Annotated in this window: 15 protein-coding genes; 11 read left to right on the top strand and 4 right to left on the bottom strand. The window is 59.4% G+C overall.

All coding sequences use genetic code 11. From position 1 onward, the window contains the following. The first annotated feature begins 163 nt into the window (after positions 1–163). The 6 genes from D1823_RS10745 to D1823_RS10720 all read left to right on the top strand — a co-directional run bounded on the left by D1823_RS10745 (position 164) and on the right by D1823_RS10720 (position 3,769). Complete coding sequence (locus D1823_RS10745; RefSeq protein WP_117869900.1) at positions 164–496, top strand: AtpZ/AtpI family protein; 333 nt, start codon at positions 164–166, stop codon at positions 494–496. Positions 497–498: 2 nt separating this feature from the next. Further along, positions 499–1,257, top strand: a complete 759-nt coding sequence (locus D1823_RS10740; RefSeq protein ID WP_117869899.1) for a F0F1 ATP synthase subunit A — start codon at positions 499–501, stop codon at positions 1,255–1,257. 48 nt (positions 1,258–1,305) lie between these two features. After that, the gene (locus D1823_RS10735) at positions 1,306–1,530 is read left to right on the top strand and encodes a F0F1 ATP synthase subunit C (RefSeq protein ID WP_005981269.1); all 225 of its coding nucleotides are present in this window, start codon (positions 1,306–1,308) and stop codon (positions 1,528–1,530) included. Between the two features lie 86 nt (positions 1,531–1,616). Next, entirely contained in the window at positions 1,617–2,168 is a 552-nt protein-coding gene (locus D1823_RS10730) for a F0F1 ATP synthase subunit B' (RefSeq protein ID WP_117869898.1), read from the top strand. A gap of 5 nt (positions 2,169–2,173) precedes the next feature. Beyond that, positions 2,174–2,734, top strand: a complete 561-nt coding sequence (locus D1823_RS10725; RefSeq protein WP_117869897.1) for a F0F1 ATP synthase subunit B — start codon at positions 2,174–2,176, stop codon at positions 2,732–2,734. A gap of 180 nt (positions 2,735–2,914) precedes the next feature. Further along, on the top strand, positions 2,915–3,769 hold the full coding sequence (locus tag D1823_RS10720; RefSeq protein WP_162896810.1) for a hypothetical protein: 855 nt from the start codon (positions 2,915–2,917) through the stop codon (positions 3,767–3,769). A 42-nt stretch (positions 3,770–3,811) separates the two neighbouring features. Here D1823_RS10720 and D1823_RS10715 read toward each other — a convergent pair whose 3' ends face one another. After that, on the bottom strand, positions 3,812–4,582 hold the full coding sequence (locus D1823_RS10715) for a FadR/GntR family transcriptional regulator (RefSeq protein ID WP_117869895.1): 771 nt from the start codon (positions 4,580–4,582) through the stop codon (positions 3,812–3,814). A 150-nt stretch (positions 4,583–4,732) separates the two neighbouring features. Here D1823_RS10715 and D1823_RS10710 point away from each other — a divergent pair, with 150 nt between their 5' ends. The 5 genes from D1823_RS10710 (at position 4,733) to D1823_RS10690 (ending at position 11,311) form a co-directional block, all read left to right on the top strand. Continuing rightward, entirely contained in the window at positions 4,733–5,926 is a 1,194-nt protein-coding gene (locus D1823_RS10710; RefSeq protein WP_117869894.1) for a PLP-dependent aminotransferase family protein, read from the top strand. Between the two features lie 26 nt (positions 5,927–5,952). Then, a complete protein-coding gene (locus tag D1823_RS10705; RefSeq protein WP_254683711.1) occupies positions 5,953–6,378 on the top strand; it encodes a hypothetical protein in 426 nt (141 codons plus the stop codon). Positions 6,379–6,518: 140 nt separating this feature from the next. Next, positions 6,519–9,974, top strand: a complete 3,456-nt coding sequence (locus D1823_RS10700) for a chromosome segregation SMC family protein (protein ID WP_117872850.1) — start codon at positions 6,519–6,521, stop codon at positions 9,972–9,974. Positions 9,975–10,029: 55 nt separating this feature from the next. Beyond that, entirely contained in the window at positions 10,030–10,380 is a 351-nt protein-coding gene (locus D1823_RS10695; RefSeq protein WP_117869893.1) for a hypothetical protein, read from the top strand. A gap of 133 nt (positions 10,381–10,513) precedes the next feature. Further along, on the top strand, positions 10,514–11,311 hold the full coding sequence (locus D1823_RS10690) for a class II glutamine amidotransferase (RefSeq protein WP_117869892.1): 798 nt from the start codon (positions 10,514–10,516) through the stop codon (positions 11,309–11,311). 13 nt (positions 11,312–11,324) lie between these two features. Here D1823_RS10690 and D1823_RS10685 read toward each other — a convergent pair whose 3' ends face one another. Genes D1823_RS10685 through D1823_RS10675 form a run of 3 tightly spaced genes read right to left on the bottom strand, consistent with a single transcriptional unit; the run spans position 11,325 to position 14,382 of the window. Beyond that, positions 11,325–12,488, bottom strand: coding sequence for a lytic murein transglycosylase (locus D1823_RS10685; protein WP_117869891.1), 1,164 nt, complete (start codon positions 12,486–12,488; stop codon positions 11,325–11,327). An 11-nt stretch (positions 12,489–12,499) separates the two neighbouring features. After that, the gene (cbiB, locus tag D1823_RS10680; RefSeq protein ID WP_117869890.1) at positions 12,500–13,420 is read right to left on the bottom strand and encodes an adenosylcobinamide-phosphate synthase CbiB; all 921 of its coding nucleotides are present in this window, start codon (positions 13,418–13,420) and stop codon (positions 12,500–12,502) included. Then, the gene (locus D1823_RS10675) at positions 13,417–14,382 is read right to left on the bottom strand and encodes a threonine-phosphate decarboxylase (protein ID WP_117869889.1); all 966 of its coding nucleotides are present in this window, start codon (positions 14,380–14,382) and stop codon (positions 13,417–13,419) included. Before D1823_RS10675 ends, cbiB begins: the two co-directional genes overlap by 4 nt. Between the last annotated feature and the right edge of the window lie 145 nt (positions 14,383–14,527).

Here is a 14,527-nt window from a genome sequence, read left to right as displayed (position 1 = left end):
GCGGCGCACCGGTGGCCATCGGAGCGATTGGCGTGCCTTGGGTCTTCTGGAAAATACAACTTTTTCAGAGTGTTAAGGTGCGTCAATCAGGGCGTTCAAGGTCGTTGACTCTGCGCCTTTCGCGCCTTAGCACCATGCCCAAGACTGTACGAGGGAAACGCCCGTGACCGATGATGACCAAAAGCAGCGGATGGCGCAGCTGGAGGCCAAGATCGAGGCGGCGAAAAAGGCCAAGGCGCCAAAACCTCGTGCGGACGCTGACGTGTCCGGGGGCGAGCTTGCCTGGAGGATGGTCATTGAAATGGTTTCCGGTCTCGGGATCGGATTTGGCATCGGATACGGGCTGGACAGCCTGCTCGGGACGATCCCGATCTTTCTGGTGCTGTTCACATTGCTGGGCCTTGTCGCGGGCGTGAAGGTTATGCTCCGCAGCGCGAAAGAGGTTCAAGATAAACAAACGGCGGCATCGGCGGCCGAGAAGGACGAGAGGGACTGAACGTGGCAACTGAGACCACCGCAGCAGAAGGCAGCAGCCTGGTATTCCACCCGATGGATCAGTTCATCGTCAAGCCGCTGTTCGGCGACGGTGCGATAGGCATGTTCACGGTCACCAACGTGACTCTGTGGTTGTTCTTTGCAGTGCTGGCCGTAACAGCTCTGCTGGTTCTGCCCACATCCAAACGTGCCATTGTGCCGACGCGTATGCAGTCGGTGGCGGAACTGGCCTATGGCTTCATCTACAAGATGCTGGAAGACATTTGCGGCAAGGAAGGCGTCAAGTACTTCCCTTATGTCATGACCCTGTTCATGTTCATCGTGACCGCGAACTTCCTGGGTCTGATCCCGACCTCGTTCACCACGACATCGCATTTCGCCGTGACCATCCCGCTGGCGCTGGCCGTGTTCCTGACCGTGACCATTTTGGGCTTCGTCAAGAACGGCGCCGGGTTCCTGGGTTTGTTCTGGGTGTCCAGCGCGCCGTTGGCGCTGCGCCCGATCCTGGCAATCATCGAGCTGATCTCGTACTTCGTGCGTCCCGTCAGCCACTCCATTCGTCTTGCCGGTAACGTCATGGCAGGCCACGCGGTGATCAAGGTTTTCGCAGGCTTCGCCGCGATTGCCGTGATTTCGCCCGTGTCGGTTCTGGCGATCACCGCAATGTACGGCCTTGAGGTCCTGGTGGCCTTCATTCAGGCCTACGTATTCACCATTCTGACCTGTGTATACCTGAAGGATGCGCTGCATCCGTCGCACTAAGGTCCGATACCCAAACATCGAAACTTCCAATTCGTAAGGAGAAACATCATGGAAGGCGATCTCGCACACATCGGCGCAGGCCTGGCAGCAATCGGTTCCGGCGCAGCCGCAATCGGGGTGGGCAACGTAGCAGGCAACTTCCTGGCCGGCGCCCTGCGCAACCCTTCGGCGGCTGCTTCGCAGACCGCAACCCTGTTCATCGGTATCGCATTCGCAGAAGCCCTGGGGATCTTCGCATTCCTGGTCTCGCTGCTGCTGATGTTCGCCGTCTAATCTGCGGAACCTGATCCTTACGCGCAGGTGGGCCCAAGCCATAGCGGCCCATCTGTTGTAAAGACAACGTTCCGACGGAGGACATCATGGCGACTGAACCCATTTCAGAAGAAGTAGTTGGCTCGTGCGTCGACTCGCATGGCTCTGCCATCGGGATGCCACAGCTCTGCTTCGATTGGTTCCCCAACCAGATTTTCTGGCTGGTCATTACGCTGGTCGTCATCTTTCTGGTCCTGTCCCGCGTGGCCCTGCCGCGCATCGCGGCAATCCTGGCGGAACGTCAGGGGACCATTACAAATGACCTGGCTGCGGCCGAAGATCTGAAGGCCAAAGCGGTCGAGGCCGAAGAGGCCTATAACAAGGCGCTGGCCGATGCCCGTGCCGAAGCGCAGCGGATCGCTGCCGAAGCACGCGCCGAAATCCAGTCTGGTCTGGATGTCGCGATTGCAAAGGCGGACGCGGAAATCGCTGCAAAGGCGGCTGAATCGGAAAAGGCGATTGCCGAAATCCGTGTCGGTGCGCTGGAAAGCATTCAGGTGGTTGCCAAGGATACGGCGGCTGAACTGGTAATTGCGCTGGGCGGCGAAGCGGAAGCTGATGCTATTGCCAGTGCTGTTGACGCGCAGACGAAAGGATAAGTGACATGCGGAACACTCTTGCTCTTGTCCTGACCGTTGGTGCAGCCAGCCCGGCCTTTGCCGCAAGCGGCCCGTTTTTCTCGCTTGGCAATACCGACTTTGTCGTCCTTCTGGGCTTCATCGTCTTCATCGCGGTCCTGTTCTACTTCAAGGTCCCCGGTATGATCGGCGGTGCGCTGGACAACCGTGCCGAAGGCATCAAATCCGAACTGGACGAAGCCCGTGCGCTGCATGAAGAAGCACGCACTTTGCTGGCCTCTTACGAGCGCAAGCAGCGTGAAGTTCAGGGGCAGGCCGATGCGATTGTTGCAGCAGCGAAGGAAGACGCGGCTTTGGCAGCAGAACAGGCGAAAGTTGACTTGGAAAAGTCGATCGAGCGTCGTCTTGCGGCTGCTCAAGACCAGATCGCTTCGGCTGAAGCATCTGCAGTGAAGGAAGTGCGTGATCAGGCCGTTTCGGTTGCGGTTTCCGCGGCAAGCTCGGTTCTGGCGAAGCAAATGACCGCAGCGCAGGCCAACAAGCTGATCGATGCATCGATTGCAGATGTAGGTGCCAAGCTGCACTGAAGGGTGACCCCGACAGACAAATGAAACAGACGACCCGAGAGCTTTTGGCTGTCGGGTCTTTTGTTTTTGGCCCGCTTCTGTTTCTGTTGTTCGAAACACTCCGAATCCTATGACCTGCCGGGGATCAGGTTGATAGGAGCGCTCCGCTGGGGGCGTGACAATAGCAGGGAAAGACAGGCGGTGTCAGGCAACGCAGTTTCGATGAATATTGTCGGCGTCGTCCGAAATGGCGGGTCGGCGCTGATCGACACGATCAACAGGATCGAAAACCTGTCCGCGCAGTTGCGCCGGTTCACTGTCACCATTGCGACGAACGACAACACGGACGGTACGGATCAAGTGTTGTCCGACTATGCGGGTCAAAGTAGGCATGTCGATATCATGCGACTGGATGGTCTAGCGTCAGAATTGCCAAACCGGGTCGAGCGCATCACGGCGGCCAGGAACGCAGTTCTCAAAAAACTCGAGGACCAAGACAGGGACCTGGAGTTGACACTGGTGTTGGATATGGATGGTCCGAATACCTGCCTGGATGCTCAGACAGTTCTGGCAGCAGCGCAGCGGGTCGCCCCGTTGTGGGAAGGTGTTTTCGCCAACCCCAAACCAGCGTATGACGATATCTACGCGCTGCGATGCCCTGGCTGGTGTGATGAAGACGTGTGGCAACGCATTCAAAGCACGCGCAGGCCGCTGTTCGGGCGTCGTAAATGGCGCCGGTCTGTTATGAAGTCCGCTGTTTTTGACCGCCAGTTTCACATTCCTGCCGATACGCCCCTGATCCCGGTCGACAGCGCTTTCGGAGGTGCCGGGTTGTATAAATCCCGCGCGCTGCGGGGATTGCGCTATTCTTGCCGGGACGAAAAAGGCCAACAAGTGTGCGAACATGTTATGCTGCACAAACATCTGAGGGATCGCGGTGCAAGGCTGTTCATCGACCCGGCCCTGACAACACTGGCCGCTGAGGACCGTCTGGGAGAAGGCAGCGGGGCTCCGTTTCCCCGACATCTGCTTCCAGCCGCGTCAGGCGCCGCCTAGTCCCGGCCTTGCCCTGCTCGGTCTGAATTATCAGGACGGCCCTTAGGTCCGCCCGGTTTCGTGTTGCAGCCTTTGTTGCGCAATAGCTTCGTTCCGATCGGTCTTTTGTTGGTCCGCCATACAGCGTTCCACAAAGTCCAAATGGCGTTCAATTGCATTTCGTGCAGCCAAAGGATCACGCTGTTGCAGAGCCACATTGATGGCGCGGTGCTGATCTAGGATGGCCTCGCGGGTGGCGCGCTGACGGAACATGGTCTGGCGATTGTAGAACACCCCCTGCACCAGCAGGTCATACATCGACCGCATCATATGCAGCATCACCACATTGTGGCTGGCCTCGATGATGGCCATGTGGAATTCGGCATCCAGCTGCGCCTCGTCATTCGCAGCGTTTCGGTTGTGGGCCGCCTGCATCTTGTCAAAGATCGCTTGAACGACCTTAAGGTCGCTGTCTGATCCCATCCGCGCGGCCCGTTCGGCCGCCAGCCCTTCCATGTCACGGCGAAAGGACAGATAGTCGAATACGGCTTCCTCATGGCTGCCGAACAAACGGATCAGCGCAGGGGAAAAGGCAGAGCCCAGAACCTCGGCCACATAGATCCCGGATCCGGCTTTCGCGGTCAAAAGCCCCTGTTCCTGAAGTTCGGAAATTGCATCACGCAAGGACGGGCGCGAAACGCCCATGCGCTCTGCCAACTCTCGCTCTGATGGCAGGCGCTCTCCAGGGCGCAGGATGCCACGCAGGATCAGAAGCTCGATCTGGCGAACGACTGCGAGCGACAGTTTTTCCGTCTGAACTTTGTGAAAAGGCATCTCATCTTCCGAAATTGGTCAATTCATTTGACCATGGACGCTGGTGCTGTTCAAGAATCCCCGGTCACATCCGCCGAAAAATAAGGTCAGCAATATTGACTTTAATGTGAGAGGGCATAGGCTGCGCCGAATTGAGATCGGAGGAACCTCATGTCCCAAAACCCTTTGTTTGCCACCCGGGCCTCGCGGATGAAAGCGTCAGAGATTCGCGAACTGCTGAAGCTGCTCGACCAACCCGGCATCATTTCCTTTGCCGGTGGGATTCCTGATCCCGCCCTGTTTCCCGCCGATGCATTTGCACAGGCGTTTCAGCAGGCCCTGGGGCCGGATATGCAAGCGCAGGCGCTGCAATACTCGGTCAGCGAAGGCTATGTCCCATTACGGCAGTGGCTGGTGCAGCACATGCACGAAATCGGGGTGGAGTGTGACATCGACAACATCCTGATCACCTCTGGCTCACAGCAGGCGCTGGACTATCTGGGCAAGCTGTTCCTGTCCCCCGGCGATACGGCCCTGGTTGGGTGGCCCACTTATCTGGGTGCGCTGGCGGCATTCAACGCCTATGAGCCGCGCTTTGACCGGCTCAATGGCAACCAAGGGGCGGACGAATACAAGGCCGCAGCAGGCGAAGGCACTGTGAAGTTCGCCTATCTGTCAGCGGATTTTGCAAACCCGACAGGAGAAACCGTGGACTTGCAGGGCAGGGAGGCTCTGCTGGATCTGGCCGAGGAGCTGGATTGCGCGTTGATAGAGGACGGAGCCTATCAGGCTCTGCGCTATGACGGGGAACCGATCCCCCCCATACTGTCTTTGGAGCAGGCCCGCAAAGGGTCAATCGAGGACTGTCGGACGATCTATTGCGGCAGTTTCTCGAAAACGCTGTCGCCTGGTTTGCGCATGGGATGGGTCGTTGCGTCCAAGCCAGTCATTTCTCAGATGGTACTGCTGAAACAGGCAGCCGACCTTCATTCCGCGACCATTAACCAGATGGCCGTGCATCAGGTGGCGCAGGCCTGTTTTGACACTCATATTCCAAAAGTGCGCGAAGTCTATCGCAGCCGCCGTGATGTGATGCTGAACGCATTGGAACAGCATATGCCGGACGGGGTGGATTGGACACGCCCTGAGGGTGGAATGTTCATCTGGGTCACGTTGCCCGAGGGGAGGATTGGCTCTGACCTGCTGGCGCGTGCGCTGGACACAGTCAAAGTAGCTTTTGTTCCGGGGCAGGCGTTTTTCCCGGATGGCAGCGGTGCAAACACGATCCGTCTCAGTTTTTCAAATTCCGACGAGGCGACGATCCGCGAAGGCATTCGCCGGCTGGGAGAGGTGCTGCGGGCCTGACGTTCGGAAAGGTTCTGTTAACCAAAATGCTGCAACTTTGCGGCATGATCCGGTTTCTCGCACTTCTGTTGCTGGCCGCCTGCGCCGCCGGCACTCCGCATTTTCGCGATGTTCCTGCCACTCGCGTGGCTGTGAATGGCAGTGTGTTCGATGTGCGCGTGCGCGGCGATCTGGCCGAGGCTGTGCGGATCAACGCACAATACGCCCCTCGGCTGGGTCCGGTTCGGGATCGGGCCGCGTTGGCGATGGCGCAGGTTTCTGGCTGTCCGATCCTGGATGTTTTGGGTGATGCGGCGGTCACGGTTGGTGTTCTGGGGTGTGATCGAGAGGCGGGCAAGCAATTGCTGCTGACAGCCGTCTCTACCCCGAACTACGAGTGCATCGACTATGGTGCCTATGAAAATGTCGGTGACGACTACGGTTACCAGGTCTTTGAATGCACCCCTTATTAAAACACGCGCATTCTTGCGCATTTAGGCAAGATGTTGTGGATAACTCAAATTGAAATCCCATATCCTGCGCAACTCCGTTGACTCAGACCCCATCCCTTGCGCAGACTTTCAATGCACAGGAATCATGGGACACGCAGCCATTGCGTTTCAGCAAGCTCAAACTGACCGGCTTCAAAAGCTTTGTTGATCCGACCGATCTGATCATCGCGGACGGGTTGACTGGTGTGGTGGGCCCGAACGGCTGCGGCAAGTCCAACCTTCTGGAAGCATTGCGCTGGGTGATGGGGGAAAACCGCCCCAAATCCATGCGCGGCGGCGCGATGGAAGACGTAATCTTTGCCGGTGCTGCCACACGTCCGGCGCGCAACTTTGCCGAAGTCGTTTTGACCTTGGACAACTCGGAGCGTCTGGCACCGTCGGGGTTCAACGACAGCGATCAACTGGAAATCGTACGCCGCATCACCCGCGATGTGGGCAGTGCCTACAAGACAAATGGCAAAGACGTTCGTGCGCGCGATGTGCAGATGCTGTTTGCCGATGCTTCGACCGGTGCGCATTCGCCCGCGTTGGTTGGACAGAACCGCATTGCCGAGTTGATCAACGCCAAGCCGCGCGCCCGTCGCCGTATTCTGGAAGAGGCCGCCGGGATCTCGGGCCTCTATCAGCGTCGCCATGAGGCCGAGCTGAAGCTGAAGGGCACCGAAGCCAACCTGACCCGCGTCGATGACGTGCTGGAGCAGTTGGGCGGACAACTGGCCCAGCTTGCGCGTCAGGCCCGTCAGGCGGCGCGCTATCGCGAAATTGGCGAACAGCTGCGTCAGGCCGAGGGGATGCTGCTTTATCGACGTTGGAAAGAGGCCGACATGGCCCGCCAGCAGGCCGAAGAAAAACTGCGTGAGCGGATCACCGAAGCCTCCCGTGCCGAGGCTGAAGCCCGCGCTGCTGCCGCGAAACGTGCCGAGATCGAGGAAACCCTGCCGCCGCTGCGCGAGGAAGAGGCCATTGCCGCCGCCGTGCTGCAACGCCAGCAGGTGCAGCGCGATCAATTGTCCGATCAGGAAACCCGCGCGCGTCAGACGATCGAAACATTGACCAACCGAATCCAGCAGCTGGGCAACGACATCGAACGCGAAGCCGGTCTGAACCGCGATGCGGGACAAATGATCGAACGGCTGGAATGGGAAGCGCGCGAGTTGGCCAAGGCAGCTGAAGGTCACGATGAGAAAGTGGCCGAGGCGGCGGAAATCGCCCGCGAGGCGGCCTCGATCCTACAGGAACGCGAAGACCACCTGTCGCAGCAAACCGAGGATATGGCCCGCCTAGTTGCCCGGCACCAGTCAGCCCAGCGTCTGGTCGAAGACAGTCGCAAGACGCTGACCCGATCCGAGGGCGAAGAGGGAAAAGCCCGGCAGGCCGTGGACGAGGCGAAAACAGCCCTGATCCGCGCCAGCGAGGCGTTTGAAGAAGCCCAATTGGGCGAGGAAGAAGCCCGTGAAGCGGTCGAAGCCGCCGAAGAGGCTCTTGCCGCAGCGGATGAACTTCGCAACGAAACGCAAGGGCGCGAAGCCGAGGCCCGGGCGCGACGTTCCGAAGCGGAAGGCGAGCTTGGAGCGATCCGGGCCGAAACCACTGCTCTGGCCAAGCTGGTGGAACGCGACACAGCGGAAGGTGGTCAGGTGCTGGACCTGCTGCGCGTCGAACCCGGCTATGAAAAGGCTCTGGGTGCTGCTCTGGCTGACGATCTGCGCGCGCCGCTGGTTGAGGGCGACGGCCCGTCCGGCTGGGTGCAGGTGGCTGGATATGACAGCGACCAGCCATTGCCTGAAGGGGCTGAACCACTGGCGCTTCATGTCTCGGGGCCGGATCGTCTCAGCCGCCGAATTGCCCAGATCGGGTTGGTGGATGCGGATCAGGGCGCGCGGTTGCAGGCGTCGTTGAAACCCGGCCAGCGTCTGGTGTCCCGCTCGGGCGACCTGTGGCGTTGGGATGGGTTCCGTGCCTGGGCCGAAGACGCGCCAAGTGCTGCTGCTCTGCGGTTGGAGCAGCTCAACAGGCTGGAAGCGCTGAAACAGGACCTTGCCCGTGCCGAAGCACAGGCTGACGGTGCCCGTGCCGCACATGAAGCCCTGTCTCAGCAATTGGCGGATGTGACTGAGGCAGACCGCCGTGCGCGTGAAGCCCGCCGTGCTGCTGATCAGCGCATGGCTGAAACCGCCCGTCTGCTCAGCCGGGCCGAAGCGGATCGCAATCTTGCACAAGGCAAGCTGGAAACCCTTGCTCTGGCCGTGGACCGTCACAAGGAAGATGCGATGTCGGCCCGTGCACAACTGCGCGAGGCAGAAGCCTCTCTAAGCGGCCTGGGCGACCTCGACAGCGCCCGTGCAGAAGTGGAAGACATCAAGCAGACCGTCGAGGCGGCGCGGATCACCATGCTGACCCACCGCTCGACCCATGACGAACTGCGCCGCGAAGGGGACGCCCGCACGCGTCGTACCCAAGAGGTCACAAAGGATCTCAGTGGATGGCGCCACCGTTTAGAAACGGCTGAAAAGCGGATCTCGGAACTTGCCGAGCGCAAGGAAAGCTCGGAAGAAGAGCTGACCGAGGCCATGGCCGCGCCCAGCGAAATCGCCGAGGCGCGTGAGGAACTGAACGAACTGATCGCTGCCGCCGAGGCTCGGCGGGCCGAAGCAGCCGACAAATTGGCTGAAGCCGAGGCTCAGCAGCGTGAAATCGTTCTGGCCGAACGGGAAGCCGAGCGTCTGGCATCTGAAGCGCGCGAAAGCCGTGCCGCGGCCGAGGCGCGCTGTGACGCGGCCAAGGAAAGTGTTGTCGCGGCGGCCGAACGGATTGCCGAGGATCAGCAACTGACCCCGAACCAATTGCTGAACCAGCTGGACGTGAACCCCGACCAGATGCCAGCTGCGGACGTTCTGGAATCCGAAGTGAACCGTCACAAACGCCAGCGCGATGCGATGGGTGCGGTGAACCTGAGGGCCGAGGAAGACAGCAAGGAAGTTCAGGAAGAATTCGATACGCTCAGCAGCGAAAAAGCCGATCTGGAAGAGGCGATCAAGGCCCTGCGCAGCGGTATCGCCAGCCTCAACCGCGAAGGGCGCGAGCGTTTGCTGACCGCGTTTGAACAGGTGAATTCAAACTTCGCCATGTTGTTCAAGCATCTCTTTGGTGGTGGCGAGGCCAATCTTGTGATGGTCGAAAGTGACGACCCTCTGGACGCGGGTCTAGAGATCATGTGCCAGCCGCCTGGTAAGAAGCTCTCGACTCTCAGCCTGTTGTCGGGCGGTGAGCAGACCCTGACGGCGACTGCGCTGATCTTCGGCGTCTTCCTCGCCAATCCAGCCCCGATCTGTGTGCTGGACGAGGTTGATGCACCACTGGACGATGCAAACGTGACGCGCTTCTGTGATCTGCTGGACGAGATGTGCCGCCAGACCGACACGCGCTTCCTGATCATCACCCACCATGCGGTGACTATGGCGCGCATGGATCGCCTGTTCGGTGTCACCATGCAGGAACAGGGTGTCAGTCAGCTGGTTTCGGTCGATCTGAAGAAGGCCGAACAGATGGTCGCGTGACCCCGTTCACTGCAAGTTTATGACGGGTGCAACTTTATCGCGCTAGTCTGGGCGCATGACGCGCTTTCTGATCTCTGCCCTCGTCGCCGCCAGCCCGGCCTTTGCCGCCGACTGGCCTGTCAAAACCGGGGACATTCCCCTGACAACCGCAGAGCTTGACGCTTTGGCAGGACAGACACTGACTTTCTACGACGACGGGCAAGCGAAATTCTCAGCGGGCGGGGCCTATTCCTACACATACGCGAGCGGAGATTCTGCTTTTGGTACCTATTCCATTGCCGAGGATGGCAGTGTCTGCATCGCCTACCGCACCGGGTTCAGCCGGTGCGATTTGTACGTGCGCAGCGGGGAAAGGTTGATCCTGATTGACGAAAAAGGCGACCGGTATCCGGTGCGTAGTGAATAAAATGATCTGAAATTTTTATATTTCCAGATCATTTGATAGACAAATACCGAAAATCCAGATGATGTAAGGGAGGAAACCTGACAACCAAGGCGGTATCGTCCCGGAGAATCTTCTTTGATGTACGGGAAAAAAAATGTGCCGTTTTTTGGCTTGGGTTGGGCAGCAGCGATATCTGGACGAACTGGTCCTTGAGCAAGAACAATCGCTTGTTATTCAAAGCCGAAACGCATTAATTGGGAAAACACCGATAAACGCGGATGGGTTCGGTCTGGCATGGTATTCTGATCGTGAAACGCCGTGCTTTTACAAGGACACCCATCCAGCGTGGTCTGATGCCAATCTGAAGCAATTAGCGCATCACACGAAATCACGGCTGTTTCTGGCCCATGTACGGGCCTCGACGGGTATGGCGACCTCGCGCAACAACTGTCACCCCTTTGGCGTCGGCAGATGGAGCTTCATGCATAACGGTCAGGCCGGGGGTCATGAACGCATCCGGCAAGAGCTTGATACCATGATCCCGGCGCACCTGTACCAACATCGTATGGGCGCAACCGAGAGCGAGGCGATCTTTCTCATCGCCCATGGAGAGGGGCTGGACGCCGATCCTGTTGGTGCAATGGCCCGTGCGGTCGGTCGGGTCGAAGCCCTTTCCAGGCACCGCGGAGCATCACCCTATCTTCGGTTTGCCGCCTGCTGGTCGGACGGTAAACGGGTTTTTGCGGCCCGTTATGCCTCTGATCGGTTTGCACCCAGCTTGCATTACAAGGCCTGCAAAGACGGTATCATCATTTCGTCCGAGCCACTGGATGCCAATAATGAAGGATGGCTCGAGATACAGCCCAACACTGCAATCGAAACCGAGGGTGCCGTGGTGACGACGCGCGCCTTTGCACCCCATGTTCCGCAGGAACGGGAATGGGTCGCGTGAGCGTGGTTGCTGCTTAAAGCCGGTTTAGCAGATCCACTGTCGGCCATGCGTCGGCCGGCAGGCCAAGCCGCTTCTGTTCCGCCTGCACGGCCGCTCTGGTGCCAGCCCCAAGGATCCCGTCGACCTTGCCAACGTCATACCCTTTGGTCTGAAGCTTGCTTTGCAGCTGCTTCATCTGCGCCCCGTTCAGACCTTGTGCGGGATTGCCGGCATCGTAAATCTGCGCCCCTTCCAGACGTGTACCGAAATAGGCGGCGGTCATTACATAAACAAAGCTCTGGTTCCATTCGAAATAGACGTCGAAGTTCGGATAGGCCAGAAAGGCCGGGCCGTTGTGCCCCTGTGGCAGGATCAGCGAGGCGGGCAGGTTCGCCAGCGACCCGCTGCGCGCCTGAACGCCCATGGCCTGCCAATCCGCCACCGAACGGGGCTTGCCGGGGCCGGATAGCGACCAATCCATCTGCGCGGGCACCGTGACCTCCTGTAGCCAGGGTTCGCCTGCTCGCCAGCCCAGATGCGACAGCATCTTGGCCCCGGACATCAGCGCATCGGGGGCCGAGGTTTTCAGACGGACATGCCCGTCGCCGTCACCATCGACACCGTTTTCCAGAATATCCCGCGGCAGCATCTGGACCATACCGATTTCACCGGCCCATGCGCCAGTTGTACGGGCCGGGTCGAAATCACCGTTCTGATATAGCTCGATAGCTGCAAAGATTTGGGGGCGGAACAGGTCGGGCCGACGGCAGTCATGGGCCAAAGTCACCAGTGCGTTTCGGGTGTTGAAGTCGCCCTGAAACGATCCGTAATCGGTCTCGAACGCCCAGAAAGCCAGCAACACCCCACGCGAGATGCCGTATTCCCTCTTGATCCGGCCAAATACCGCATCGTATTTGCGCGACATCGCTTGCCCGCGTTCGATACGGTTGGCCGAGATCAGACGACGGGAAAACTCGATGAAGGGCTTCTGAAACACTCCCTGCGCCCGGTCGGCCTTCAGCACGGCGCCATCCTGCTGCACGCCTTTGAAAAAAGCGTTCACGGTGGATTTTTCAAAGCCTTGTTGTTTGGCCTCGGCCTTTAGCCCTTTGACAAAAGAATTGAAGTCACCGCCACATTGGGCCAAGGCAGGAGAGGCAAACAGGGCAGCGGCGATAAGGCCGGAAAGAAAACGCATGAAGGGACCCTTCAGAATATCAGTTTGACCACAACCCACACTGACACGAGCCCAAGCGCAAGCCCCCAAACGCTCCACAACATGTGACATGCGCGAAAAACCTCTGACGCCCCGATCTCGCGCGGGGCATCGCCATTGACCCAGGCCAGATCCCGTAGCTGCCCGTCATAGCTGCGCGGACCAGCGAGGGCGACGTTCAGCGCGCGGGCCATGGCGGCCTCGGGCCAGCCTGCGTTGGGCGAGATATGGCGACGTGCATCCGCCACAATCACGCGCCAGCGCGACCGCTGTCCAGAGAGTGCCACGATCATCACACAGGTCAGACGGGCAGGGATCAGGTTCAGCAGATCATCGAACCGGGCCGAGGCCCAGCCGAAGTCGCGGTATTTTTCATTGCGATACCCGATCATGCTGTCGGCGGTATTTACCGCCTTATAGGCCAGCAGCCCCGGCAACCCCGCGACCAGAAACCAGAAAGCAGGCGCGATGACACCGTCGCTAAGGTTTTCTGCGGCGCTTTCGATGGCTGAGCGTGCCACCTGCGCCTCGGTCATGTCCTGTGTATCGCGCGAGACGATCCTGGCCACCTGCGTCCGTCCCTCTGCCAGCGAGGCCATCAGCCCTTTGCCCACGGCGCGAACATGCGCGACCAACGATTTTTGCGCCAGCAGGATCGCGCAGACCAGGATTTCGACAACTGGCCCCAGCAGGGACAAAGCCCATCCAAGCCCCCATGCGCCGCAAACCAGCAGGACAAGCACACCCACCCCTTTTGCCCGACGTGCGGCCCCGTGATTCAGACGTTTATCCAGCCAGCCAATCAGGTTTCCGATCACTACCGCCGGATGTTTGATACGCGACCAGAGCCAGTCGGGTTCTCCCAGCGCTGCGTCAAGACACATGGCACAGACCAGCATCAGGCCAAGGCTCACAGCGCGACCTCCAGCCGGTCCCACCCGTTCGCAGGAGGCAAACCGAGGCGCAGATAGGTTTCGGAGTAGGGGAAGATGCGGCTCCAGATATGGTTCTGTGCCAGCTGTTCCTGCCAGCGGGAGGCATCATCGACCTTGTACAATCGGAACAGGCTTGTGCCGCCAGCGACCTTGGCTCCTCTGGCCGTCAACAGCAAATCCAGCCGAGTGGCCTCGTCTGCCAGTCGCTTACGCGTGGCGTTCGCCCAATCCGTATCTTCAAGGGCCTGTGTGCCAACCCGCAAGGCAGGGCCTGAAACCGACCATGGCCCAGTCAGATCGTTCAGCCGGTTGATCAAGTCCGGTCGTCCGATGGCGAATCCCAGTCTCATCCCGGCCAGCCCCCAGAACTTGCCAAAACTCTTCAGCAAGATCACGCCGGGGCGGTCTGCCAGATGGATCAAGGACTTGTCCGGCATGACGTCGCCAAAGCTTTCATCAATAACGGTAAGTGGCGCTGAGACGTCGCTTTCCTGCCAGATATACCCGTCGGGATTGTTCGGATGGACGATCACGCGGGCGTCACCCGGCCCTTTTGTTTGAACATTCCACCCCTGTGCCGAAAAGGCGGCGGCGTGTTCGTTATAGGTGGGCGGCGTGATCTGTACCGTACCCGCCGCAGTTAGCGCGGGAAGACGCGCGATGACCGCCGATGCTCCCGGTGCGGGCAGGATCGATGCTCGGTGCGGCACGTCCCAGAACCGGCGTGCGGCACCGCTCAGCCGTTCAAAAGCCCCGTGATCCGGTAACTCAGCCCAGTCAGCGGCAGTCAGGCCCGAAACAGGATAGGTATGCGGATTGATGCCGGTAGACAGATCGATCCAGTCGGTGCGTTGCCCGCCGTATTGTGCAATCGCCCTGTCCAGCCCGCCGCCGTGGTCGCGAACCGTGCGTGGATCCAGGTCTTGATCCGATGTGCTCATCTGCTCTCTCTGCGAGAAAAAAACCGCTTTTGGCGTGCTTCAAGCGGATTCTTGCCTCTAATACAAGCAAATCCGCCCGATCACGGGGCTGTGGGGCCGCTGTTAACACTTTGTTAAGGAAATAACGAGATCACGGACCACGGGG

Origin of the sequence: Ruegeria sp. AD91A, assembly GCF_003443535.1 — a bacterium.
Taxonomy (GTDB): Bacteria; Pseudomonadota; Alphaproteobacteria; order Rhodobacterales; family Rhodobacteraceae; genus Ruegeria.
Note: the sequence above shows the minus strand (reverse complement) of the source record. Positions and strands in the feature narration are given on the sequence as shown.

What these genes read in the sequence shown, in the direction of transcription:
- D1823_RS10735 (WP_005981269.1), top strand. Translation starts at nt 1,306, where the DNA reads ATGGAAGGCGATCTCGCACACATCGGCGCAGGCCTGGCAGCAATCGGT.
- D1823_RS10730 (WP_117869898.1), top strand. Translation starts at nt 1,617, where the DNA reads ATGGCGACTGAACCCATTTCAGAAGAAGTAGTTGGCTCGTGCGTCGAC.
- D1823_RS10725 (WP_117869897.1), top strand. Translation starts at nt 2,174, where the DNA reads ATGCGGAACACTCTTGCTCTTGTCCTGACCGTTGGTGCAGCCAGCCCG.
- D1823_RS10715 (WP_117869895.1), bottom strand. Translation starts at nt 4,582, where the DNA reads ATGCCTTTTCACAAAGTTCAGACGGAAAAACTGTCGCTCGCAGTCGTT.
- D1823_RS10710 (WP_117869894.1), top strand. Translation starts at nt 4,733, where the DNA reads ATGTCCCAAAACCCTTTGTTTGCCACCCGGGCCTCGCGGATGAAAGCG.
- D1823_RS10705 (WP_254683711.1), top strand. Translation starts at nt 5,953, where the DNA reads ATGCTGCAACTTTGCGGCATGATCCGGTTTCTCGCACTTCTGTTGCTG.
- D1823_RS10695 (WP_117869893.1), top strand. Translation starts at nt 10,030, where the DNA reads ATGACGCGCTTTCTGATCTCTGCCCTCGTCGCCGCCAGCCCGGCCTTT.
- D1823_RS10690 (WP_117869892.1), top strand. Translation starts at nt 10,514, where the DNA reads ATGTGCCGTTTTTTGGCTTGGGTTGGGCAGCAGCGATATCTGGACGAA.
- D1823_RS10685 (WP_117869891.1), bottom strand. Translation starts at nt 12,488, where the DNA reads ATGCGTTTTCTTTCCGGCCTTATCGCCGCTGCCCTGTTTGCCTCTCCT.
- D1823_RS10675 (WP_117869889.1), bottom strand. Translation starts at nt 14,382, where the DNA reads ATGAGCACATCGGATCAAGACCTGGATCCACGCACGGTTCGCGACCAC.